Origin of the sequence: Streptomyces sp. NBC_00536 (assembly GCF_036346295.1) — a bacterium.
Classification (GTDB): Bacteria; Actinomycetota; Actinomycetes; order Streptomycetales; family Streptomycetaceae; genus Streptomyces.
This window is the reverse complement of record NZ_CP107821.1, coordinates 21,349-41,559: the sequence shown is the minus strand read 5'-3', so window position 1 is coordinate 41,559 and position 20,211 is coordinate 21,349. Positions and strand designations below refer to the sequence as shown.

The following is a 20,211-nucleotide window of genomic DNA, read 5'->3' as shown; positions in this document are numbered from 1 at the left end:
CCATGGCTACCGCCACCGACAAGAGCCTCATCCGGTCCCTGAAGTCGCAGCTCGCCGAGAAGTCGGCGGAGGCCGAGCGCATCGCTGGCACCTTCAAGGAGGAGAGCGGCGCCTTCGTGGTCAGCACGGAGCAGCGCAACGCGTACGTCAAGGCCGTCAAGGACGCCCAGGAGATCAAGGGCCTGCTCGACGCGGCCAACGGCGCCGAGTCGCTGAACGGCTACCTCGACGCTCCCCAGGGCACGTCCGCAGCCGGCCAGTTCTACGGCAACCCGGGCGGCCCCGAGTACAAGAGCCTGGGCGACATGTTCGTGGAGTCCGAGGCCTACAAGGCCGCGGCGCGCGCCGACTTCAAGGACCGCCCGTTCATCCGCGCGGAGATGGAGGGCAAAAGCATCTTCTCCCTCTCCGCCGGCACCCACACCACGCAGGCGCTCGGCGGTGTTCAGGATCTCGGCATCACCGAGGCCCAGCGCCGGAAGTGGCACATTCGGGATCTTTTCCCGTCCGCCAAGACCAAGTCTGCGGTCCTCGTGGGTATCCGCGAGACCGGGTGGGTCAACAACGCCGCGCAGGTCGCCGAGCGACGGGCGGCCGACGGCATCTCCTCGCCGACCGGCCTCGACAGCGACGTCTTCGGCCGGGCCCCCCGCTCGAAGCTGAAGCTGGAGCCGGTCTCGTTCCCGATCGCCGAGATCGCCCACATGCTCGACGGGCACAAGAACATCCTGGCCGACGAGCCGAGGCTGAAGCAGTTCATCAACTCGCGCCTGATCGAAGGCATCAAGTTCGCCGAGGACTACGACCTGCTCCACAGCGCCGGCGGCGACGGCACCTCGATCACGGGCCTGTTCAACACCCCGGGAGTCCAGCAGTACACGGGCCGGTCCAGCGACAAGTACAGCATCCAGATGCGCCGGGCCATGACCAAGGCCCTGCTCGCCGAGTACGAGCCGACCGGCGTCGTCCTCTCCCCCACCATGTGGGAGGAGGTCGAGGTGGAGACCGACGACACCGGCGCGTTCCGGGTCGCTCTCCAGGTCGCCGTGGGCGCCCAGAAGAAGGTCTGGCGCATCAATGTGGTCGAAACCACCGCAATGCCGGACGGCCAGTACCTGCTCGGCGCCTTCGGGATGGGTGCCCAGCTCTACGACCGCGAGAACGTCTCCGTCACCGTTTCGAGTGAGAACTCGGACAACTTCGAGCGCGGCGTCCTGACGTTCCGGGCGGACGAACGTCTCGCCCTGGAGGTAAGTCGACCTGAATCGTTCGTAATTGGGAACTGGACCCCGCACAGCTGATCCTGCCTCCCTCGGCTCACGCCCAACCTGGCCAGTCGGCCTCTTCCTCCATCTGGCGGAGAGGCCGACTGGCCCCGGCCCATCTGGAAGCGAGGACTGCCGTGGCAGACACCAGCGGGCTGCTCGCGGCCCTCTCCCAACTCGCCGATGCCCCTCCGGCCCCACGCGGCCCCCGGTGCACGGTCGGCACGATTCTCGACACCCTCGACACGGACACGGCGCTCAAGGTCCGGGACGTACTCGACAGCCCCTCCGTCTCCTCAACGCAGATCGCCGACGCCCTCACGGGAAGCGGCCATCCCGTCCAGTCCCCTGCCGTAGCCCGGCACCGGCGCCGCGGCGGCTCCAACGGATGCCGGTGCCCGCGATGAGCCTCGCCGACCACCTCGACGCACTGCTCGCCCCCGCGTCCCCCGCACAGACCGTGCCGCCGGAAACAACCCGCCCCGCCGCCACGGCTCCCAAGGGCTGGGAGCCCGGTGTCCGGTACGAGCCCGGCGGCAGCATGCTCGTCACTGCCCCCGCCGCCGACACCCCACCGCAGGACGAAGGCGGCTGGCGCGCCCGCGTCGAAGAGCTGGGCCTGGCCGTACCGGACGGCTACCGCGTCCGTCTCGTGGAGGCCCGCCACGACCCCGCGGCCTGGCACCGCGACGCCCAGGGCGAGGACGCCGTCACCCGCCCCGTGTGGCGTTGCCGCTACCTCATCGAGCCCACGAAGCCCGGCTGGGCCTCCGCCGAAGACCTCAACACCTTGATCCGTGACGTGATGCGGCGCCGCCGTCGGCCGCGCACAGCTCCCGAGCGGGCCGCACGCGCGCTCGCCGTCGTGTACGCCGACCCGCAGGCCGGCAAGGTCGGGCGGGACGGCGGCACCAAGGAACTCGTCGGGCGGGTCGCCGAGCGATTCGACCGGCTCGAAGACCACCTGCGCGACCTCGGCAAGATCGGGCGTGCCCCGGACTCGGCGTATTGGCTCGACGCCGGCGACTGCGTCGAGGGATTCGAGAACGTGGCTGCGCAGGCCTTCACCAACGACCTGACCCTCACCCAGCAGATCAGGGTCCATCGGCGGCTCACCTTCGAGGGCCTGGACCGCCTCGCCACCGCCTTCCCCCGCGTCGTCGCCGCCACCTGCGGCAGCAATCATGCCCGCGTCAGAAGGGGCAAGGACGCGGTAGGGCCGCCGGAAGACGACTGGGGCATCGAGGTCATGTCCCAGATCGCCGACGCCTACGCCCGCAACACCGACGCGTACGGACACGTCAGCTTCGTCACTCCAGAGCCGTGGCGGGACTCCGTCTCGCTCGACATGGCCGGGACCATCGTCGGCCTGAATCACGGGCACCAGTACGCCCGGCCGGAGAAGGCCGCGGACTGGTGGAAGGGCCAGAGCTTCGGGCGCCAGCCCATCGCCGACGCCAAGATCCTGGTCTCCGGCCATTTCCACCACTTCCGCGCGCAGCAGCTCGGCGCCGGCCGCCTCTGGGTTCAGGCACCCACCCTCGACAACGGATCCGACTGGTACGCCATGCGGTCCGGCGAGGTCTCCCAGCCGGGCCTGCTCGTCTTCTCCGTCACCGCGGACGGGTGGGACGACCTCCGCATCCTCTGACCGCGACCCAAGCCCGCCACGTCCTGCACCCTGCGCACCCCGACATCGAGAAGGAGAGTCCCCATGGGCCTGTACAACGCCGCCGGCAGCCGCATCACCAAGGCCGCCTTCCCCGCCACACCCGTCAGCGACCCGTACCTGAAGGTCACCGCGGACGTGTACGCGACCCGAACCCACGACGAGGGCAGCCGCCCCAGCGACAGCCGCGACGCCGTCCCCGAGGGTTCCATCAAGACCCTCAAGTACAAGACCGGGGCCGTCCTGCGGCAGTCCCAGGTCGACGCGCTGTTCCCCCCGGCGACGATCGGCACCATCAGCCCGGCCACCGGACCCGCCGCCGGCGGCACCGTCGTCACCATCACCGGCTCGAATCTCGACGGGGTCGCCGACGTCAAGTTCGGAGCCACACCCGGCACGGCCCTGAAGGTGTTGTCCTCCGGCCGCCTCCAGGTCACCACCCCGGCCGGGACGACGGGAGCCGTGAACGTCGTCGTCGGCGACGAAGCCGGAGCCGTCACAAAGACCGCCGGATTCACCTACGCCTGATCCCTGCTGCGGCACCGCGCGCCGTTGCTGCCCGAGTGGGCGGCAACGGCGCGACGCAAGCCTCCTGGGCGCGCCACAGTCACCGCCCACGCCCCGAACGGCAGGAGGAACTGTGCCGCCCCGTACTCGCAAGACCACCTCGGAGGACGTCGAGGAGACGCCCGAGGCCGCCCCCACGACCGAGCCCACGGTCGAGGCGCCCGAGGCGCCTGAGAACAAGGCCGTATCCGTCGAGGTCGAGACGAAGACGCCGATCGTTGCGCCGCTCGAACCGCCCGCGGAGCCGGAGCCCGTGCCTGAGCGGGATCCGCTGACCACGGCGCAGCAGCTGCTCCCCGCCGAGCTCGGCGACCGGATCGTGGACGATGCCACCGGCCTGCCGCCTGCGGACCCCGACAGTGTGTTCGTGCCCGTGATGCCGCACGGCAGCACGCTGCGCTGCACCGTCCGCCTGGTCGAGCACGTCGGGCTGGGAACCTACCGCACCCCCACCACGCGGCTGCTCGTACCGATCGGCGCCGAGCTGAAGCGCGGCCAGGTCGCCCGCGTGGTTGCCCGGCTCCACGAGCAGCTCAACCCGCCTTCGGCCGCGGAGTAAGGAGCCTCTGGTGGCGGTGAACACCCACACGATCGCCCGTCCGGGCGGCCTCCCCAAGGGGGTGGCCATATGACGATCCCCGCAGGCATCAAGGCGGTACGAGTCACCGGACGGTTCCGGCGCCCGGACGGCACCCCGTACAAGGGCTCCGTCGTCTTCCAGGCACCGGTGATGATCGAGCTGGAGCAGGCCCTCACGATCATCTCCGGCCGCGCCACGGTCGACCTGGACGAGCAGGGCGAGTTTTCCCTCCTGCTGGTTGCGACGGACAACCCGGGCATGGACCCGACGGGCTGGGTGTACACCGTCACCGTGGTCCTGGATGACGGCACCACGCGGACGGGCTCCGTCACGCTGTCCTCCACGGTCACCGAGATCGACATCACGAAGCTGATGCCCGCCGACCCGGCGCAGCTCAACTACGTGCCCGTGAAGGGCGAGCGCGGGGCCTCCATCCTGTCGGGTGCGGCGCGGCCGACCGCTGCGAACGGAACCGTCGGCGACTTCTGGATCGACAGCACCAAGACTGACGCCTGGCTCCTCTACGGGCCCAAGACCGCCGATGGTTGGCCGCAGGCGAGTCTGCCCCTCGGCCCCGTGACCACCTGGCGTGTTCGGGACCTGCCCGACCCGGCCGTCGCCGATGCCGTCTACGCCGGACCGGCGCCCACCATCACCACCGCCCAGACCTCCACCCCAGCCGCCGGGAACATCAAGTACGCGCCGGACCCCGTCGCCTTGTCGGGCACGGACCGACGCGGCACCTTCACCTGGGCAGGCGCTGGGAACTTCGCGATCGGCGTCGGCACCCCCGACAACACGTACGTTCTGCCACTGAGCCGCTACCCCAACACCTATGCCTCCGGTCAAGCCAACTGGTCCGTCGAGTTCGGAACCGATGCCCAGGTCATCCAGCTCCGCTTCAAGCACATCTCCGCCGCCACGACCTTCCGGTTGTCCATCGACGGCAGGAAGCTGACCGACCTGATGCAGCCTTCCGGGGGCGTAGTCGCCGGCATCGGGCTGACGCACCTGCTGACCATCGACTTCGGCAGCGCCATCCCCCGGCGGCTGCGGTTCGACTTCACCGCCATGCCCTTCGGCGGGATCTACCTGCCGCCCACCGCGAACATGTGGCAGGTCCCCCTCCAAGGGGGCCGATTCATGGTTCTGGGAGACTCCCTCTCCGACGGCTCGGCCTTCAACACGGGCGCCGGCTGCGGGACCTGGGTCGACCGCGTCGGCCGGATGCTCGGCTGCACGGACGTGTGGCGCGAAGCGCGCGGATCCACCGGGTACGTCGCCACCGGAACGTTCGCCGCGTTCGGCACGCGCGCCGAGGTCGACGTCATCCCCTGGGAACCCGACCGGCTCATCATCTGGGGCGGCTACAACGATGCCTCCTCCAACCAGAGCCAGATCGCTGCGGCGGCCGCCACCCTCTTCGACCGGATCAGGACCGCCCTGCCCCGCTGCCAGGTCTACGTCATCGGCTGCTGGTCGCCCACGGGGACTGCGGCCGCCTCCCACGTCAACACGACCGCGACGCTGCGCACCGCGGCGGCCAACGCCCGGTTCCCGTTCATCTCCCCGCAGACCGGCCAGGTGTACGACGCCAACGGGACGCTCGTAGCCACCCACGGACCATGGATCACGGGCTCCGGGAACGCCGGCTCGCTCAAGGCGGACGGCAACGCGGACCTGTACGTCGGATCCGACGGCGTCCACGCCACCGACGCCGGCCACGTCTACATCGCCAGACGAATCATGGCGTTCCTGCGCACCGTCACGCCCGCCTGACCCGAAAGGGGGCCCCATGGGCACCTACACCTACCAGCCCGTTCACGCAGGGCTCGTGTGCGACCCGGAATCCGAAGGAGGCCAGGTCGTCAGCCTCGTGCTGTACACCGGGCCCGAGCGGGACGGCGTGCCTGCCGCCGCGTCGACCGGGGTGAGCCGCCTCGCGGACGGCCGCTACGCCTTCACCTTGCCGGACGGGCTCGCAGACGGCCGGTACTGGGGCGCGGCCTCGTTCATCCCCGCTCAGGGGGTACCGGCCGTCACCGACCGAACCGTCCGGCTGGACCTCCCCGTGGGCGGGGCCCTCCTCGTCTCCCCCGAGCAGATCGCGGAGGAGGTGGGCATACCCCTGCCGCTGACGGCGGCGCAGCGCGAGGCGCTCCGCGTCGATATCGGCAAGGCCCAGGCCGACGTGTCCAGCTACCTCGGCCGCCCGCTCATCCCCCGCCCACACGCCCTGCGGGGAGTATCGCCGCTCTACGGGTACGACCTCTCCGACGCCCGCGCCTGGCCGGCCCCGTCCTACGACGACATCACTACCGTCCTCAGCTACACCCCAACAGCAGACGGGCACTACGACGTGCGGCTCCTCGTCGGCCTCCACGCCGCCGAGGAAGAGCCGATCGTGCGGTACGTCGTGGCCCATGCCACCGAGATGATCCGCAACAAGCCCGGTTCCGGCGACGGAGAGCGGCGAGTCACCTCGGTCTCCGCCGAGGGCCAGTCGGTCAGCTACGACTCGGCGCCCGTCACGGGGCAGGCCGGCGCGCTGCCCGCCCTCGACTCCCTCTCGGGGTACCGAAAGCTGCTCTACCGGCCGATTGTCGGGGCCCCGGCCGTGGCCTGGCCGTACGGCCGCGGCCGCCGGTACAGCCGGTGGTGAGCTGACCATGGCTGTGCTGCTGCCCGACCGGACGCTGACGGCATACGTCCTTGCCCACCCCTGGGGCCGGGACGCCCACGGCGTGCCCGTGCCTCCCCCGCCGGACGCCCGGCCGACGCCGCGCGGAACGTGGCCGGGCGCCGCGACGGAACAGGCTGACGGCTCATGGACGCTGCGGGTTTCCCCGGCTGCCTGGCCGCTCCAGCCCGGCGATCTCCTCGGGGACGGAACCCGAACGTGGACGATCGTCAGCGCGCTGCTCAAGAAGGTCCCTGGCTACGGCGCGGCCGACTACATCGCCGTGGTCGCCACCCTCAACCCACCCGAGGTGCCCTGATGGCGAAGTTCCACCCTGAGCCCGGCCTGGAGGAGAAGCTCGCCCACCTCATCGCTCCGAAGGTCCACGAGATCGCGCGCGAGGTAGAGCGGCAGGCCAAGGTTTTCGCCCCGCCCACGAAGAAGTGGATCACGTTGGCGGATGACAAGGTGCGCCCCACACACGTGGCGGCACACGACCAGGAGGTGCCAGGGAACCTCCGATTCAAGATCAACTCGATGCGGTGGGACCGCGACCACCGCGGTGTCGGACCGATCACCTACATGAAGGCGCCCCGCGACGAGTCCTCCAGGGCGGTGGCCAACCTCAAGAACTGCCGGTGCTACGCCCGCACCATCCCCGACGGCATCTCGCGGAACATCAGCACCCGGCCGCCCGTGATCGCGGGCAGCACCGTCACGGTCAAGGTCGTCGCCACCGGCGAGTGGGTCGTCCCCGCCGAGATCGGCACCGTCTACCCCGGGGGTCTGGAGGCGAAGGGGGCCTACTACATGGCACGAGCAGCGGCCGCCGTAGCGGCACGGCACTGACCTGTTCCCATTGGGAACAGGCCCCAGAGCCAGCACGCGACACAAGCCGCTTGGTACTGCACTGTTCCGCCCCATGACAACGACCAGGAAGACCACCACCCCGACCTCCGAGCCGGACAACGAGCTCACCGCCACCCCCGAGCCGGCGACGGTCATCGGCCCGCCCCTCCGTGAGGGCCAGGCCCCGGAGAAGGTGCGGTTCGCCCACCACCTCTGGATCGCCGGCCGCGACTACCTGCCTGGCGAGACGGCGCTCATCTCGCCGGACTACGCGCGCCAGCTGCGCGGCAACGGCTACATCGCCCGCGAGCGCGGCTGAGATGAGCGACGCCTACGCCATCGCGGACGCAGACCCGGTGGCTGTGGTCCTCGCCTGGCTCGCCGAGCACCCCAAAGTCACTGAGGTGCTCGGCGGCCCTGGCCGTGTCTCCGGTGCACGGGAAGCACCTTGGCCTCATCTGCGCGTCGCCCTCGGGCCCGGCGGCAACCTGCGCGACCTCACGTGGCTAACCGAGCCCGAAGTGTCTCTGGAGCTGTACGGCGACCCTGGCGGCTGGCCAGGGCCCGCAGCCCTCCACCGCATCCTCAAGGTCTGCGCCGTGGCCGCCAGCGAGCTCGCCACCACCGCGCCGATCGCCGGACGCCCCGTCGTCAGCAGTGTCCGCCCGTCCGGAGTCCTCCTCGAATCCCCCCTGGAAACGGGCCAGCCCCGATGGGTCATGGGCCTGCTCGTTACTCTCCACCCCAACCCGGAGACCTCATGAACTTCACCGGCCGCGCCACCGTGTCCCTCGCTCCCGTCGGCACCCCCACCACCGACAGCGGCGCCTGGACGACCATCGGAACCGTCACCGACTTCCAGCTCGACGACGGCGGCGCCTCGGACGACACGCTCGCGGGCCCGGCAACGATCGAAACGAACCTCACGGTCAAGGCCCTCATCCACTACGTGCCAGCCGAGACCTTCGCGCCCGTCGAGTGCCTCCGCACCCGCAGGGCGATCGAGGAACGAGCCCAGCTCGTCCGGATCTTGCGGATGCTCGCGAAGGCCCGTCGTGAGCCCGCCGCCCATCCCTGCCCGCTGCCGTTCGGCGCCCGGGACGCTAAGTAGGCGCCCTCCCCATCGTGGCCCGGCCCTATCACCTGGCCACGAGGAGTACACCGCCATGGCTGGCGAGATCACCAACGCCACAGAAATCGTCGTCCCCGCTCGAACCCGAGTCTGGCTCGCCACCGTCGGCACGACGGCCCCGGCCGACGCCACCGTCGCGATGCCGACGGGCTGGTTCTCGGTCGGCCTCACCACCGAGGACTCCCTGAAGTTCAACGAGGAGCCGCAGTTCGAGCAGGTCAAGAGCGCCCAGACCGACTTCCCGTCCCGAACGTTCCAGACCAGTGACTCGGCGACTGTCGAGGTCGACCTCCAGCAGTGGAATTCGAAGAACTTCAAGGCGGTCTTCGGTGGCGGAACGATCACCGAGATCACGCCCGCCGGCGGGCAGCCGGGGGCGAAGCACTACAAGTTCGCCCCGCCGCGGATCGGCGGTCGATCGGAGATCGCAGCCTGCATCGAAGTCATCGACGGCGGCAAGACCTACCGGTACATCATCCCGCGCGCCATGCAGATGGAAGGCGTGCAGACCGACCTCGGAAAGGCCAAGGAAGCCGTTCTGCCCTTGCGCCTGGCCGTCCAGGGTGGTGACGACGCGGACGCCTGGTACTTGATCACCAACGACCCCGCTTTCGCCAACGCGGCGTAGTCTGGGGAGGTACGACAGAAGGCCCGGACCGGGCGCGGGAGCTGCGGACTTCCACGAACGGTACGGGCCTTCGCCATGTCGAACCGGCTACTTGCGCTACGCCGGTTCCAGGTCGTTGAAGCCCAGAGCAGTGGCCAGCTTGCTGTAGTCCTCCATCGGCGCCGAGGACGACGCGAAGGCCGGCACGGTCGCCTGCAAGCGGTGCTGACGCGGGATCACGTCCGTGTAGCGGATCTTGTGGAGCGTGAAGTGGTCGCCGTACTGACGCTCGATGGCCTCCACGGTCTCGTGGTACTCAACGCCCTTGCGCTGCGAGGTGGGCGTCGAGCACATGACGATGTTCTTGATCGTGGGTGCCGGCCGACGGCTGCGGGTGGTCATGTGCTCCACCATCTCGGCCAGCTCCTCGAAGGTGTAGCCGAGATCCTCCTCCTCCTTGTTCGTGACCAGAACCGGAGGCAAGACCTCGTCGTCTTCGGTCATCGGCAGCAGGGTGGAAACCGAGAGCTTGCTGAGGCTGGCCGGCAGGTCAAGGAGCCACAGGTCGTCGTCACCCTTGTAGGTGTTGCAGACCCGCTCGAACCAGGCCATGAGCATGCGCTCGGGTTCGGCGGCCGCCACGGTGTCGAAGTTCTTCACGTGCCGGGACCCGCGCACCAGCGTGAGGTTCGGGATCTCGCTGAAGGCGTCGTCGTCCCAGCCGTCGCCTACACGGAAGCGTGCCGGGACGCTGACCTCTTCGAGGGTGGCCGTGTCCAGCATGAGGTCCCAGATCGTGGGGAACTCCGCGTCGTCCAGGTGCTTGCCGCAGAAGATGTGGCTCAGGTTGCGCTGCTGGTCGAAGTCGAAGACCCGGACCTTGTATCCGCGGAGGGCCAGGATCGTGGCCAGGATGCTGATGGTGGTGGTCTTCGCGCTGCCGCCCGAGATGATGAGCGCGGCGATGATGAGGGGCCAGGTGCGACCGTTGGGGCGCAGGTTGCGCCGGGGCAGAGTTTTGGTGGACACAGGGGCTCCAGAAGGGGTCAGACCGTGGCCGCGTCGGCGGCTTCGTCGGTCGGGAAGGCCACGGAGAACTTGCTGAGCTGGTCGCGTTCCCATTCGGTCTGCGGCCGGTAGGCCGCAGCCTGGATGAGGAACTCGACGTGCGCGGCGTCGGTGCGGTCCCACTGCCGGCGGTTGTCCTTCGCCCGGATCTCGCTCGCTGCGAGAGCGGTGACGAAGGTCGCGAGCTGGATCAGCTCGTCGTTGCCGGATGAGAGTACGGCCTGGAAGTAGCTGTCGCTATCGCTTACGCCGAGAACTTCGCGGGACGCTGCACGGAGCCACACATGTGCGCGGGTCTTGGCGGGGCCCTGCTGGATCGGGGAGAGCATGGTCCGCGCGAAGAGCGCTCCTAGCTGCTTCTTGTCCGGCACGAATCCGTTCCGGATGAGGTGGAGGCACGCCTCGGTTCGGTCGGCCGCTGCGTTGTTGCGTTCGCGTGCCGAGCGGTCGGTGGCGGGAAGGGGTGACGCCGGCTTCGTGACCGTTTTGGTCTCGCCGCGCGGTTCGGACGTGTTCTTGTCCCCAGCAGCAACCTGAGGGGCAGACGGCTGGGCCTCGTCGGAGGGCTCTGCTGTGTGCTCCTCCTCGCCCTGACTCTGGGCGGGTTCGGGGGCCCGCTGAACCGGCACGTTCTGAACTTCCGGCTCGGCGGCCGTGGAGACCTCTCCGGACAGGACTGCCTGGATGGCGGCGTCCGTCTTCAGGCGCTGCTCGGGGTCGGAGTGACTCATGAGAGCCCAAGCGGCGGACCGCTCATCGGCGGTCTCCAGTTTCTCCGTCAGCTTCACAGCATTGGACGTCGCCAGGAGCCCCTGGTCCACCTGCTCCTGGAGCTCGACGGGAAGGTTCAGGAGTGCGAGCCGGCGATGTACCTGGGTCGAGCCGATCTTCAGCTCGTCGGCGATCTGCCGGTAGGAGAGTCCCTCCTCAACCTTGAGCCGGTGGAAGTTCCGTGCCTCTTCCATGGGGGTGTAGCCGACGCGCTGGAGGTTCTCGATCAGGAGGACCCGGCGGATCTTCGGTGCCACCGCGTTGTTGAGGACGGCGCGGATCTCGGGGAGCTCGGCTTTGCCCGCCGCCCGCCACCGCCGCTCGCCGAAGGCGATGACGTACTTGGTGACGATGCCCTCGGCCTGCTGCGGCCAGACCTTCGCGAACTCCGTGGTGTGCATGACCACGATGTCCTGAAGGAGCCCGTCCTCCTTGATGGATCGGGCAAGGCCGTCCAAGTCGCCCATGGAGCGGAGGTCGTTGAAGGGGTTCGGCGAGACGTCATCCAGTGCGATGTCGAGCGCGTCCCCGTCCCCCTCCGCCCTGCTGTAGAAGTTCTGAGGCTGCTTGGGGGCTGCTGAGGCCGTTCCTTGGCCGCCGACTCCCGCTCCCCTCTTGTTCCTTGCTGCTCCGCCCAGACTCTTCATAGATGGGTCTCCGATGCTCGGACGATAGGTTCGGGATAGAGGTTAGCGGTCAGGTCCCGGGGTGCTGGTGACACATGGGGGTATTTCGCGCTGCCGGTGTTCCCAGTGGGAACACTCCTTCGCCGCTTCTCATCTATCAAGGTTGATAGACGGGCCGGCTTCTCGTGCGGCGCCTGCTTGCCCGAGACGCAAGCACGCTGAGCTCTCTACGTTCCCGGGGCTTCGTCACCCACCGGGAGGAACACCCCCATGAGCTTCGTCATCGACCTGGACGCCGAGCGCCGCGAGGTGCAGCACCCCCACGGAATCACCGTCCTGCTGAAGGGCCAGCAGTTCCTCTTCCCCGCCGAGGTGCCGGCGGATGCCCTCGACCCGCTGCTCTCCGACGAGCTGGACCTCGTGGGGCTCCTGAGCGACATCGTGGGCACCAAGGGGGCCACCGTGTCGGGCGAGGTCATCGAGCTGCTCTTCAAGCGGCCGAAGCTGCCTCGCCAGTTCCTGACCGCGGTGAAGGACATCTACCGGATCCTGCTCGGCGACGAGGGCTTCGCCGACTTCGTGGTAGTGCGTCCGTCGATCGGCGACTATGTCCGGCTGACCAAGGCTCTCATCACCGTCTACGGGGTGGACCTGGGAAATCTCTTCGGGTCGGGCGACTCCTCCGAGAGCGATGGGGAGACGTCGAGTCCGACCTCAGCAGGTTCCACCGACTCGACGCCCGGAGCATCTGGCTCCGGCCAGGACAGCCCGGATTCCTCGGCGTCCGCCGCCTGACCGTGCTCCTCGACGGTCTTCCCCAGGAGTCCCGCGTCGCGTCGTCGCCCATCGGCGGCTGGACCCCGCACACCGAACTCCTGGCGCAGCTCATCGAGGAGGTCTCTGTGCTCGCCGCTGACCGGCGCCGTGAGAGCCCGCGGACGATCGCCCGTCCGTACGCCACGGCGGCCGCTGTTCCCACTGGGAACAGCCCGGCGGAGCACCCCGCCCCGCAGATGACCGGCCACCGCAAGATGCTCGCGGCGGCCGCCCGGAGAGGAATGGTGCACCCCGGTGCCTGAGGGAATCCAGGCCGGCCGCCTCGAAGTCACGGTCGTCGCGGCCCTCGACGGCTTCGCTGCGAAGCTCCGCACGAAGGTCGAGGAGGCCGCTGAGGGCCTGGCCGTCAAGGTCAAGGTCGAGGTCGACAGCAAGGGCCTGCGCAAGCGGCTCAAGACTGCCGTCAAGGAAGCCTCGGAGGGGCTCACCGCGAAGGTCAACGTACGCGTTGACCGGTCCGGGATCCGGGCGGAGCTGGAGGGTGTGGCCCGCGAGGCCGCAGGCAGCGAAGTCCGGGTCCCCGTCCGCGCTGACGACGAGGGCGGAGCAGGAGGCGGCAGGGGCGGCCTCCTCGACCGGATCCGTGGGCTGCTGCGCGGCGCGCAGGGCGAGGCCGACCAGAACCCGGTGCAGGTCCCGGTGCAGATGCGTGCGCCGCGGCGCCGCGGGATGCTCCGCATGCTCGGGCTGGGCGCGCTCGTCACGCTCATCCAGCCGGCCGTTGGTGCGCTGACCCTGTACGGCGGCGCGCTGACGGCGCTGGTGTCTGCGGCGGCTCCGGCTGTCGGCGTCCTTGGTGCGCTGCCCGGCTTGATCGCCGCGGGCGGTACGGCCGCCATCGCCACCAAGGTGGCGTTCGGCGGCTTCGGCGAGGCCCTGAAGGGAACACTCAAGGCGCAGGCGCAGCTCGCCGAGGGCTCAAAGCTGACCAAGGCGCAGCAGCAGGCGCTGGACGAGTCCTTGAAGGGCCTCTCCGAGTCGGCCCGGAAGTCCGTTACCACTGTCGCGAGCCTGAGCGGCGAGTGGCGGAAGATGCGCCAGTCGGTGCAGGAACGCTTCTTCTCCAAGGTCTCGGACGAGATCAAGCCGCTGTCCAACGCGGTCCTTCCGCTGCTGAGGGACTCCCTCGGAGACGCCGCCGGGCAGATGGGCGAGCTCGCTCAGCGAGGCGCGAAGGCCATGCAGTCCGGGCCATTCGCCAAGGACTTCAAGACTGTCGCCAAGACGAACAGCAAAGTCATCGGCAACATCACCGATGGCGTTGGAAACCTGGCGGCCGCCACCGGGCACTTCCTCGTCGCGTCCGGCCCGTTCGTGGAACGGGTCGGTGAGGCTGGTGAACGCTTCACCCGCTGGATTCGGGCCTCCGCTCAGGCTGGACGCGAGACTGGCTCGCTGGCCAAGTTCCTCGATCACGCTGCGGACAAAGCGGACCAGCTCGGACGCACGACGCTCTACCTCAGTAAGGGCTTGGCCGGCGTGGGCCGGGCCGGGATGGACGCGGGTAATCAGCTCCTCAATGGCCTTGAGGGAACGATGCTGCGCTTCTCCCGCTGGGCGAACTCAGACGTGGGCAAGAAGGCGATGGAGAACTTCTTCTCCGACGCAGCTCCGACCTTCCACGAGCTGAACATGCTGGTGGGGGACCTGGGCCGTGGCCTGGTGAAGATGGCCAAGGACAACGGCATTGCCGACCTGGTCCGCCAGATCCGCACGGAACTGATGCCGGGCATCGGCCGCTTCCTGGATTCCCTTGGCCGAACGGTCGGTCCGGCGGTCATCGGGATCATCTCCAACATCGCGTCAGCCCTAGCCAGCCTGTCGGCGGCCGGCTCCGGGCTCGGAGTTCTCCTCGCCACCCTCAACGGTCTGCTGGTTCTCTTCAACGGCCTGATGAACGTGGTCCCGGGCCTGGGGGTCGCCCTCGGTTACCTCTTGGGTGCCTTGCTGCTGTTCAAGGTCGTCAGCGGTGTCGCCACCGCGATGACCGGGATGGCCACCGCGGTGCGTGGTCTCGGCACCGCGGCCAGCGTCTCGACAGGCGCCATGGGCCCGCACATCAGCGTGTGGCAACGGATGAACGGTGCTTACACCACCGCTGCGGCCGGAGCCGGCCGGATGAGCGGCGCCATGTCAGCCGTCCGCTCCGGCATCAGCTCCGTGGGCCTGGGCATGGGCGGGCTGCTCTCCGCCCTGGGCGGTCCTTGGGGTGTCGCCATCGCCGCCGTGACGATCGGTCTCGGGCTCCTCGCAAGCTCCCACGAGAAGGCATCCCGCGCGGCGGCTGCGCAACAACAGCGCATCAGCTCCCTCGCGCAGGCCCTGCGCGACTCCAATGGCGCGATCGACGCCAACGTGCGCGCGCAGGCCGTACAGCTCTTGCAGGACGCCAAGCTCGGTGATGGCAAGGGCAAGCTCGTAGACAAGCTCCGCAACGTCGGCGTCGGCCTGACCGAGCTGACCAACGTCTACCTCGACCAGGGCAAGGGCCTATCCGACCTGGAGACCAAGCTCCGCAAACTCGCCGACGCCAAGCAGGAGTACATCAACAAGGGCAAAGACACGTGGGTGAAGGGCGACGGGGAGGAGTCAAAGCGGTACCGAGAGGCAGCCGATGCCTTGAAGTCCCTGAACGGTGAACTGACGAAGAGCATGCGCGACGCCAAGGAAGGCGCCGACGCGATGAACGATGCCGGTAAGCAGGGCACGGACGCCTACACGCGCCTCAAGACCGCCGTGGATGGCATGTCGAACTCGACCGCGAGCGCGGACGAGCGGGTCAACTCCCTCAAGCGAGCACTCGACGCGCTGACCGGCGGAACCGAGTCGTTCCACGACGCACAGACCCGCGTGAACTCGGCGATTCTCTCCGTGAAGGACGCCATGGAGGAGAACACCGAGAAGCTCAAGGACGCCGCCGGCGAGCTGGTGAACTACGACGGCTCGGTGAACACTGCTACCAAGAGCGGCCAGTCTTTCAACTCGCACCTCAAGGAGTTGCGGGACTCAGCCGCCTCCGCAGCCGTAGCCGCATACGACCTGGCGAAGACGAACGGCACACCCCTGTCCGAGGCCCTGGCTAAGGGCCAGGGCGAGATGACGAAGGCCCGCGAGGCGGCCGTCGCCTATGGCATGGACCTCGGACTGACCAAGGAACAGGCCGAAGGCCTCGCCAACTCGATCGGCCTCATGCCGTCCACCGTGTCGATCCTCCTGAACGCCAAGGGCATCCCGGAGGCCAACGCCCAGATCCTCCAACTCCAGACGCAGCTCGCCACCCTTCCCCCGGGCAAGACCATCCAGGTCACCGCGCCAGGCGAGGACGCGATCACGGCGCTACGCGGGATCGGCTACGAGGTCACGATGCTGCCTGGCGGCAAGATGGTGTCGATCAGCGCTCCCACGGAGGCGGCCCGCGGGCAACTCCAGTTCTTCATCGACAAGCTCGCCGCGGCGCCGGCCAACAAGAACGTCACGATCAACGCGTTGATCGCCGAGTTCGCCACCGAGCTGGAAACGGCCAAGACCAAGATCGCGTCCGTCCCCATAGACAAGGACACGACGCTCAACGCCTTGACCGCCGAGGCCCGCAAGGCGCTGGAGGACCTGGGCTACAAGATCAGGGACGTCCCTGGCAGCAAGGACGTCACCGTGAGCGCGCCCACCGGCAACGCCATCGGCGCCCTGAACAATCTCCAGAACCACGTGGACAACCTCCACGGGAAGACCATCACGATCACCGTGTCGTACGACGGCGTGAACTCGGACGGCTCGCCACACATCGCGGGCATGGGCCGATGGGCGAATGGCGGCATCCTCAAGTTCGCCGAGGGCGGCTTCCACAACGCGTCCCGCCGTATCAAGGCCTTCGCCAATGGCACGGAGAGGCACGTCGCGCAGATCGCGCGGGCCGGGGAGATGCGCCTGTGGGCCGAGCCGGAGACCGCCCCGGGTGAGGCCTACATCCCGCTCGCTCCGAAGAAGCGGAAGCGGTCCGCTGCCATCCTCGACACCGTCGCCCGGTTCTTCGGCGGCATGGTGGTCTACCCCGGCCAGATGGCGGGCGGAGCTGCCATGTCCCAGTTCGCCAACGGTGCCGTCTCGCTGCACCAGTCCAGCCGCATCACGTCCACCGCATCCCGAGGCGCTGTTCCCACTGGGAACAGCGCGCTCGTGGGCGGAGACCTCAACCTGACCATGACCGGCGCCCCCATGTCTCCGGGTGAAGCGCTCAACGATGCTCTGTTCGAGCTGCGCCGTATACGCCGAGGAGGCGCACATGCCGGTGGCTGAGGGCGAATGGAACCTCACCTACAAGCCGTACGGGATCCTGCCTGGCGCCGACTTCACCTTCGGCACGCGCCGGTCCGGCTACGACCTGCTGGAGCCGTACGAGATCACGTTCGCGGATGCCGATGTCGGTGACACCCCGATGCCCCGAACGGATACGGTCCGGCTGGGGCAGGACTTCAAGGGGGCTGCGACGATCACCTTCGAGATCGGCGTGGACACCGTCACCGCGGCCAAGACGCAGTTGGGCCGGTACGGAGCCAACCTCGACGCCGTGTCGGTGGCCGCGCAGGCGTGGGACGCGGAGGCGTTGCGGCGCCGGTTCGGTGTCCCCGCGGTGCTGCGCACCGTTCAGGGGGGCCGTGCGCGGCGGTTCTACGGCCGGCCCCGCAAGTGGGCTCCGGCTGCGTCCAGGCTGACGCGCCTGGGGCACACGTCCGTCGTTGCCAGCTTCGCGTGCGTGGACGCGCTCGCGTACGACGATGTTGAGCAGAGCAAGATCGTGCGACTCCAGCCGCCTGAGCACCGCGGCCTGGCGGGCCCGCTGAAGGACCCCATCACGATGACCGGGGAGAGTGCCAGCGTCCTGCCCGGCGGCCTGACGGTGGGTGGAACCAGGCCCACGTGGCCCGTCATCACCATCTACGGGCCGATCAGCCAGCCCCAGGTCGTACTGGTCGACCGTGCCATCGATGAGCGTGACCCCTCCCGGGGCTCTCTGCCCGGCTGGACGATCGGCTTCGACATGGGGATCGGCGAGAACGAGACCATCACCATCGACACCCGGCCGTGGGCGCGCACCGTCCTGCGCAACGGTGAGGCATCTGTCGCCGGCTACCTCTCGTGGGGGTCGCCGCGGATGGAGGACATGAGGCTGCCGGTCGGCCGGCAGGACATGACCCTGCGGGGAGTGGACTCGACCGGCGCTGCTCGCATGGTGGTGGCCTGGCGCGACGCCTACGCCTAGGCCCCGCAGGACCCCTGGCGCGAGGCCGCGACAGAAGCATGAGTCATGCGTGACAGTGCCCTCCCTCAGCAACGTAGGGAGAATGATCATGTCTTGGGATTCCGTCCCGTGGTTCGTAGAAGGTGGCGCCGAGCACTCCTCGGAGATCACCCGTGTGCTTGCCTACGCGGCCTTCGGGGGCTCCGAGGGGATCATCGGTGCCGGCGACCTCAAGGTTCGGGGCTTCCTCGCGCCAAGGGCCTCTGTGCAGGTGAGCACGGGAGCCTGCGCGATCACCAACCGTGCCGCGGGTGCCACCTACCAGTCGTACGTCGCCCGGCTCCCGACCGCCGACACCGTGGCCGTCGCTGCAACCGGTGTTGCCGCCCGCTCTGACCTCGTCGTGGCGCGGATCGAGAACCCGTACTCCCAGGGCGAGAACTGGGCCCTGCCCTCGAACCCCAAGGTCGGGCCGTACGTCTTCACCCGGATCATCTCCGGCGTCCCGAAGACCACCACGGACATCTCCCAGGTCCGGCCCGGCGACTCCGCTATCACGCTGGCGCGCATCGACCTCCCGCCCAACACCAGCACGGTCACCTCCTCGATGATCACTGACCTCCGGGACATGGTGCAGACCCGCCGGGAACGCCGCCTGTACCCGCTGCTCCCCATGGGAGCCGAGTTCGCCATGGCCGAGAACAACTCGTGGTACGTGTGGCCGAACGCGGCGCGCGTCGACGTGCCGATCCCGCGGTGGGCCACCCGCTGCCATGTCGTGACGACCATCGGCGGGCTCAAGCTGTTCAACGCCTATGTCTACTGCTCGATGCAGCACCGCTTCGGGGACCGGTGGGGGGGAACCGAGACGTATATCGACGACGACCAGGGCACCGGTACGCGGCGTACCACGGCGGTCGTCTCCGCCACGATGACCCTGCCGGCGTCGATGCGGGGTACCGTCCAGCCCCTCTACCTCATGACGTACATGTCGAACGTCCACACCGGCGACCTGGGCATCGATGACCGCAGCTCCATCAACCACGACATCGAGTTCTTCACGGCCCCGGACTTGCCGTTCGACGGGAACGGCGACGCAGTGCACGCGGGGCCCTGACCGTGGCGAACGGATGGCGGTTCATCGCTCAGCGTGCCCTGACCGCGGAGTTCCTCGACTGGGACGTCCCGCTGGCGCTCAGCTCGAACCCGAAGCGTTCGCTGTCGGGCCCGGGACAGCTCAGCGCGACGATCGAGCCCGAGTACGCGCGGCTGATCGGGCCGGACAAGTCCCCGATTCTCCAGGAGTGGGGCACCAAGCTGTACCTGGAGGTCGACGGGGCCATCAGGTGGGGCGGCATCCTCACCAAGGCCTCGTACGACGGCGCGAAGATGTCGGTGGAGTGCGAGGGTCTGACGAGCTACCCCCACGGCATCCCGTATGAGGATTACCTGGTCTCGGGTGAGCTCATCACCCCGCCCGACCCGTACGAAGGCAAGGACAAGAATCACGACGGGTACATCGACTTCTCCAACCCGAAGCGGCGGGTCCCGGATCCGCCGAAGCCGTACACCGGCCCCCGCATCGATGCCTTCGTCGCCTTCCGAAAGATCTGGGAGCACGTCCTGACCCGCCCGTACGGCGACATCGGGATACGCGTCGACTCTCACAACCTGGGAAAGCTGCTGGGGGCGGCAGACGGCACCTCCCCGTGGGAACTGGCCTGGTGGAACAACCCCGACTGCGGTCAGGCGCTCGACAGCCTCACCCGCGACTTGCCCTTCGACTGGGTGGAAACGCACGCATGGGGCGAGGATCACCGCACGGTTGAGCACCGGCTTCGCCTGGGCACCCCCAGGCTCGGACGTAAGCGCACCGATCTGCGCTTCGCGGACGGCGAGAACATCTCGGCTATCGCCAAGCCCGAGGGGCTCGGAGACGAGTACGCCAACGAGATCGTCGTCCTCGGGAAGGGTGAGGGCCGCGCGATGGCTCGCGCCCAGCTGGCCAACTTCGACGGCCGCCGGCTGCGGCGGGTCTCGACCGTCACCGACAAGACTCTCTCCTCCGCGGATGCCCTCCGCGTCCGTGGCCAGCAGGAGCTGACCGGCCGCAGCCAGGCTCTCCAGATCCCGGCGATCCAGATCGTGGACCACCCCAACGCGAGGTACGGCTCGTGGTCGCTTGGCGACGACATCCGCGTGCAGGTCCACGTTCCGTGGGTCGGGGACATCGACATGTGGCACCGGATCATCGGCGACGAAGTCTCCGCTGACGGGACCTGCGTCCTCACCCTGAAGAGATCCGACAGCTTCCACTACTGACC

21 protein-coding genes are annotated in these 20,211 nt (G+C 68.7%); 19 read left to right on the top strand and 2 right to left on the bottom strand.

Features of this window, described 5'->3' with window-relative positions:
- Positions 1-2: 2 nt before the first annotated feature.
- The 13 genes from OHS33_RS38760 to OHS33_RS38700 all read left to right on the top strand — a co-directional run bounded on the left by OHS33_RS38760 (position 3) and on the right by OHS33_RS38700 (position 9,370).
- Positions 3-1,301 carry a phage major capsid protein gene (locus tag OHS33_RS38760; RefSeq protein WP_330335724.1) on the top strand — a complete coding sequence of 433 codons (1,299 nt, stop codon included), beginning with the start codon at positions 3-5 and terminating at the stop codon, positions 1,299-1,301.
- A 101-nt stretch (positions 1,302-1,402) separates the two neighbouring features.
- Positions 1,403-1,672, top strand: a complete 270-nt coding sequence (locus OHS33_RS38755; RefSeq protein ID WP_330335723.1) for a hypothetical protein — start codon at positions 1,403-1,405, stop codon at positions 1,670-1,672.
- The gene (locus OHS33_RS38750) at positions 1,654-2,916 is read left to right on the top strand and encodes a hypothetical protein (protein WP_330335722.1); all 1,263 of its coding nucleotides are present in this window, start codon (positions 1,654-1,656) and stop codon (positions 2,914-2,916) included. Before OHS33_RS38755 ends, OHS33_RS38750 begins: the two co-directional genes overlap by 19 nt.
- Positions 2,917-2,979: 63 nt before the next feature.
- Positions 2,980-3,462 carry an IPT/TIG domain-containing protein gene (locus tag OHS33_RS38745; RefSeq protein ID WP_330335721.1) on the top strand — a complete coding sequence of 161 codons (483 nt, stop codon included), beginning with the start codon at positions 2,980-2,982 and terminating at the stop codon, positions 3,460-3,462.
- A gap of 112 nt (positions 3,463-3,574) precedes the next feature.
- On the top strand, positions 3,575-4,060 hold the full coding sequence (locus OHS33_RS38740; protein WP_330335720.1) for a hypothetical protein: 486 nt from the start codon (positions 3,575-3,577) through the stop codon (positions 4,058-4,060).
- Between the two features lie 69 nt (positions 4,061-4,129).
- Entirely contained in the window at positions 4,130-5,860 is a 1,731-nt protein-coding gene (locus tag OHS33_RS38735) for an SGNH/GDSL hydrolase family protein (RefSeq protein WP_330335719.1), read from the top strand.
- Positions 5,861-5,876: 16 nt separating this feature from the next.
- Positions 5,877-6,743, top strand: coding sequence for a hypothetical protein (locus OHS33_RS38730; protein WP_330335718.1), 867 nt, complete (start codon positions 5,877-5,879; stop codon positions 6,741-6,743).
- Between the two features lie 7 nt (positions 6,744-6,750).
- On the top strand, positions 6,751-7,080 hold the full coding sequence (locus OHS33_RS38725) for a hypothetical protein (protein ID WP_330335717.1): 330 nt from the start codon (positions 6,751-6,753) through the stop codon (positions 7,078-7,080).
- A complete protein-coding gene (locus OHS33_RS38720; protein ID WP_330335716.1) occupies positions 7,080-7,610 on the top strand; it encodes a hypothetical protein in 531 nt (176 codons plus the stop codon). The genes OHS33_RS38725 and OHS33_RS38720 overlap by 1 nt, the downstream gene beginning before the upstream one ends.
- Before the next feature lie 73 nt (positions 7,611-7,683).
- Positions 7,684-7,929, top strand: a complete 246-nt coding sequence (locus OHS33_RS38715; RefSeq protein ID WP_330335715.1) for a hypothetical protein — start codon at positions 7,684-7,686, stop codon at positions 7,927-7,929.
- A gap of 1 nt (position 7,930) precedes the next feature.
- The gene (locus OHS33_RS38710; RefSeq protein ID WP_330335714.1) at positions 7,931-8,374 is read left to right on the top strand and encodes a hypothetical protein; all 444 of its coding nucleotides are present in this window, start codon (positions 7,931-7,933) and stop codon (positions 8,372-8,374) included.
- On the top strand, positions 8,371-8,721 hold the full coding sequence (locus OHS33_RS38705) for a hypothetical protein (protein ID WP_330335713.1): 351 nt from the start codon (positions 8,371-8,373) through the stop codon (positions 8,719-8,721). Before OHS33_RS38710 ends, OHS33_RS38705 begins: the two co-directional genes overlap by 4 nt.
- A 55-nt stretch (positions 8,722-8,776) precedes the next feature.
- Positions 8,777-9,370: a phage tail tube protein gene (locus tag OHS33_RS38700; RefSeq protein WP_330335712.1), complete on the top strand. Its 594-nt coding sequence runs from the start codon at positions 8,777-8,779 to the stop codon at positions 9,368-9,370.
- A 96-nt stretch (positions 9,371-9,466) separates the two neighbouring features.
- Here OHS33_RS38700 and OHS33_RS38695 read toward each other — a convergent pair whose 3' ends face one another.
- Both OHS33_RS38695 and OHS33_RS38690 read right to left on the bottom strand, forming a co-directional pair.
- Positions 9,467-10,378, bottom strand: a complete 912-nt coding sequence (locus tag OHS33_RS38695; RefSeq protein WP_330335711.1) for a ParA family protein — start codon at positions 10,376-10,378, stop codon at positions 9,467-9,469.
- Between the two features lie 17 nt (positions 10,379-10,395).
- On the bottom strand, positions 10,396-11,835 hold the full coding sequence (locus tag OHS33_RS38690; RefSeq protein ID WP_330335710.1) for a ParB/RepB/Spo0J family partition protein: 1,440 nt from the start codon (positions 11,833-11,835) through the stop codon (positions 10,396-10,398).
- Between the two features lie 249 nt (positions 11,836-12,084).
- Between OHS33_RS38690 and OHS33_RS38685 the strand changes: the two genes are divergently transcribed.
- From OHS33_RS38685 to OHS33_RS38660, 6 genes are all read left to right on the top strand, one after another.
- Entirely contained in the window at positions 12,085-12,609 is a 525-nt protein-coding gene (locus OHS33_RS38685; protein ID WP_330335709.1) for a hypothetical protein, read from the top strand.
- 2 nt (positions 12,610-12,611) lie between these two features.
- Positions 12,612-12,893: a hypothetical protein gene (locus tag OHS33_RS38680; RefSeq protein WP_330335708.1), complete on the top strand. Its 282-nt coding sequence runs from the start codon at positions 12,612-12,614 to the stop codon at positions 12,891-12,893.
- Positions 12,886-16,944, top strand: coding sequence for a hypothetical protein (locus OHS33_RS38675; protein WP_330335707.1), 4,059 nt, complete (start codon positions 12,886-12,888; stop codon positions 16,942-16,944). The genes OHS33_RS38680 and OHS33_RS38675 overlap by 8 nt, the downstream gene beginning before the upstream one ends.
- Positions 16,931-17,908 (top strand): hypothetical protein, encoded by a 978-nt coding sequence (locus OHS33_RS38670; protein WP_330335706.1) that lies wholly within the window; start codon positions 16,931-16,933, stop codon positions 17,906-17,908. Before OHS33_RS38675 ends, OHS33_RS38670 begins: the two co-directional genes overlap by 14 nt.
- An 88-nt stretch (positions 17,909-17,996) precedes the next feature.
- A complete protein-coding gene (locus OHS33_RS38665) occupies positions 17,997-19,004 on the top strand; it encodes a hypothetical protein (protein ID WP_330335705.1) in 1,008 nt (335 codons plus the stop codon).
- Between the two features lie 2 nt (positions 19,005-19,006).
- Positions 19,007-20,209, top strand: a complete 1,203-nt coding sequence (locus OHS33_RS38660) for a hypothetical protein (protein ID WP_330335704.1) — start codon at positions 19,007-19,009, stop codon at positions 20,207-20,209.
- Positions 20,210-20,211 lie beyond the last annotated feature (2 nt).

Excerpts from the sequence above, each read along its gene's own strand:
- OHS33_RS38750 (WP_330335722.1), top strand. The coding sequence starts at position 1,654 with ATGCCGGTGCCCGCGATGAGCCTCGCCGACCACCTCGACGCACTGCTC.
- OHS33_RS38725 (WP_330335717.1), top strand. The coding sequence starts at position 6,751 with ATGGCTGTGCTGCTGCCCGACCGGACGCTGACGGCATACGTCCTTGCC.
- OHS33_RS38670 (WP_330335706.1), top strand. The coding sequence starts at position 16,931 with ATGCCGGTGGCTGAGGGCGAATGGAACCTCACCTACAAGCCGTACGGG.
- OHS33_RS38705 (WP_330335713.1), top strand. The coding sequence starts at position 8,371 with ATGAACTTCACCGGCCGCGCCACCGTGTCCCTCGCTCCCGTCGGCACC.
- OHS33_RS38760 (WP_330335724.1), top strand. The coding sequence starts at position 3 with ATGGCTACCGCCACCGACAAGAGCCTCATCCGGTCCCTGAAGTCGCAG.
- OHS33_RS38710 (WP_330335714.1), top strand. The coding sequence starts at position 7,931 with ATGAGCGACGCCTACGCCATCGCGGACGCAGACCCGGTGGCTGTGGTC.
- OHS33_RS38665 (WP_330335705.1), top strand. The coding sequence starts at position 17,997 with ATGTCTTGGGATTCCGTCCCGTGGTTCGTAGAAGGTGGCGCCGAGCAC.
- OHS33_RS38730 (WP_330335718.1), top strand. The coding sequence starts at position 5,877 with ATGGGCACCTACACCTACCAGCCCGTTCACGCAGGGCTCGTGTGCGAC.
- OHS33_RS38700 (WP_330335712.1), top strand. The coding sequence starts at position 8,777 with ATGGCTGGCGAGATCACCAACGCCACAGAAATCGTCGTCCCCGCTCGA.
- OHS33_RS38745 (WP_330335721.1), top strand. The coding sequence starts at position 2,980 with ATGGGCCTGTACAACGCCGCCGGCAGCCGCATCACCAAGGCCGCCTTC.
- OHS33_RS38715 (WP_330335715.1), top strand. The coding sequence starts at position 7,684 with ATGACAACGACCAGGAAGACCACCACCCCGACCTCCGAGCCGGACAAC.
- OHS33_RS38735 (WP_330335719.1), top strand. The coding sequence starts at position 4,130 with ATGACGATCCCCGCAGGCATCAAGGCGGTACGAGTCACCGGACGGTTC.
- OHS33_RS38685 (WP_330335709.1), top strand. The coding sequence starts at position 12,085 with ATGAGCTTCGTCATCGACCTGGACGCCGAGCGCCGCGAGGTGCAGCAC.
- OHS33_RS38690 (WP_330335710.1), bottom strand. The coding sequence starts at position 11,835 with ATGAAGAGTCTGGGCGGAGCAGCAAGGAACAAGAGGGGAGCGGGAGTC.
- OHS33_RS38720 (WP_330335716.1), top strand. The coding sequence starts at position 7,080 with ATGGCGAAGTTCCACCCTGAGCCCGGCCTGGAGGAGAAGCTCGCCCAC.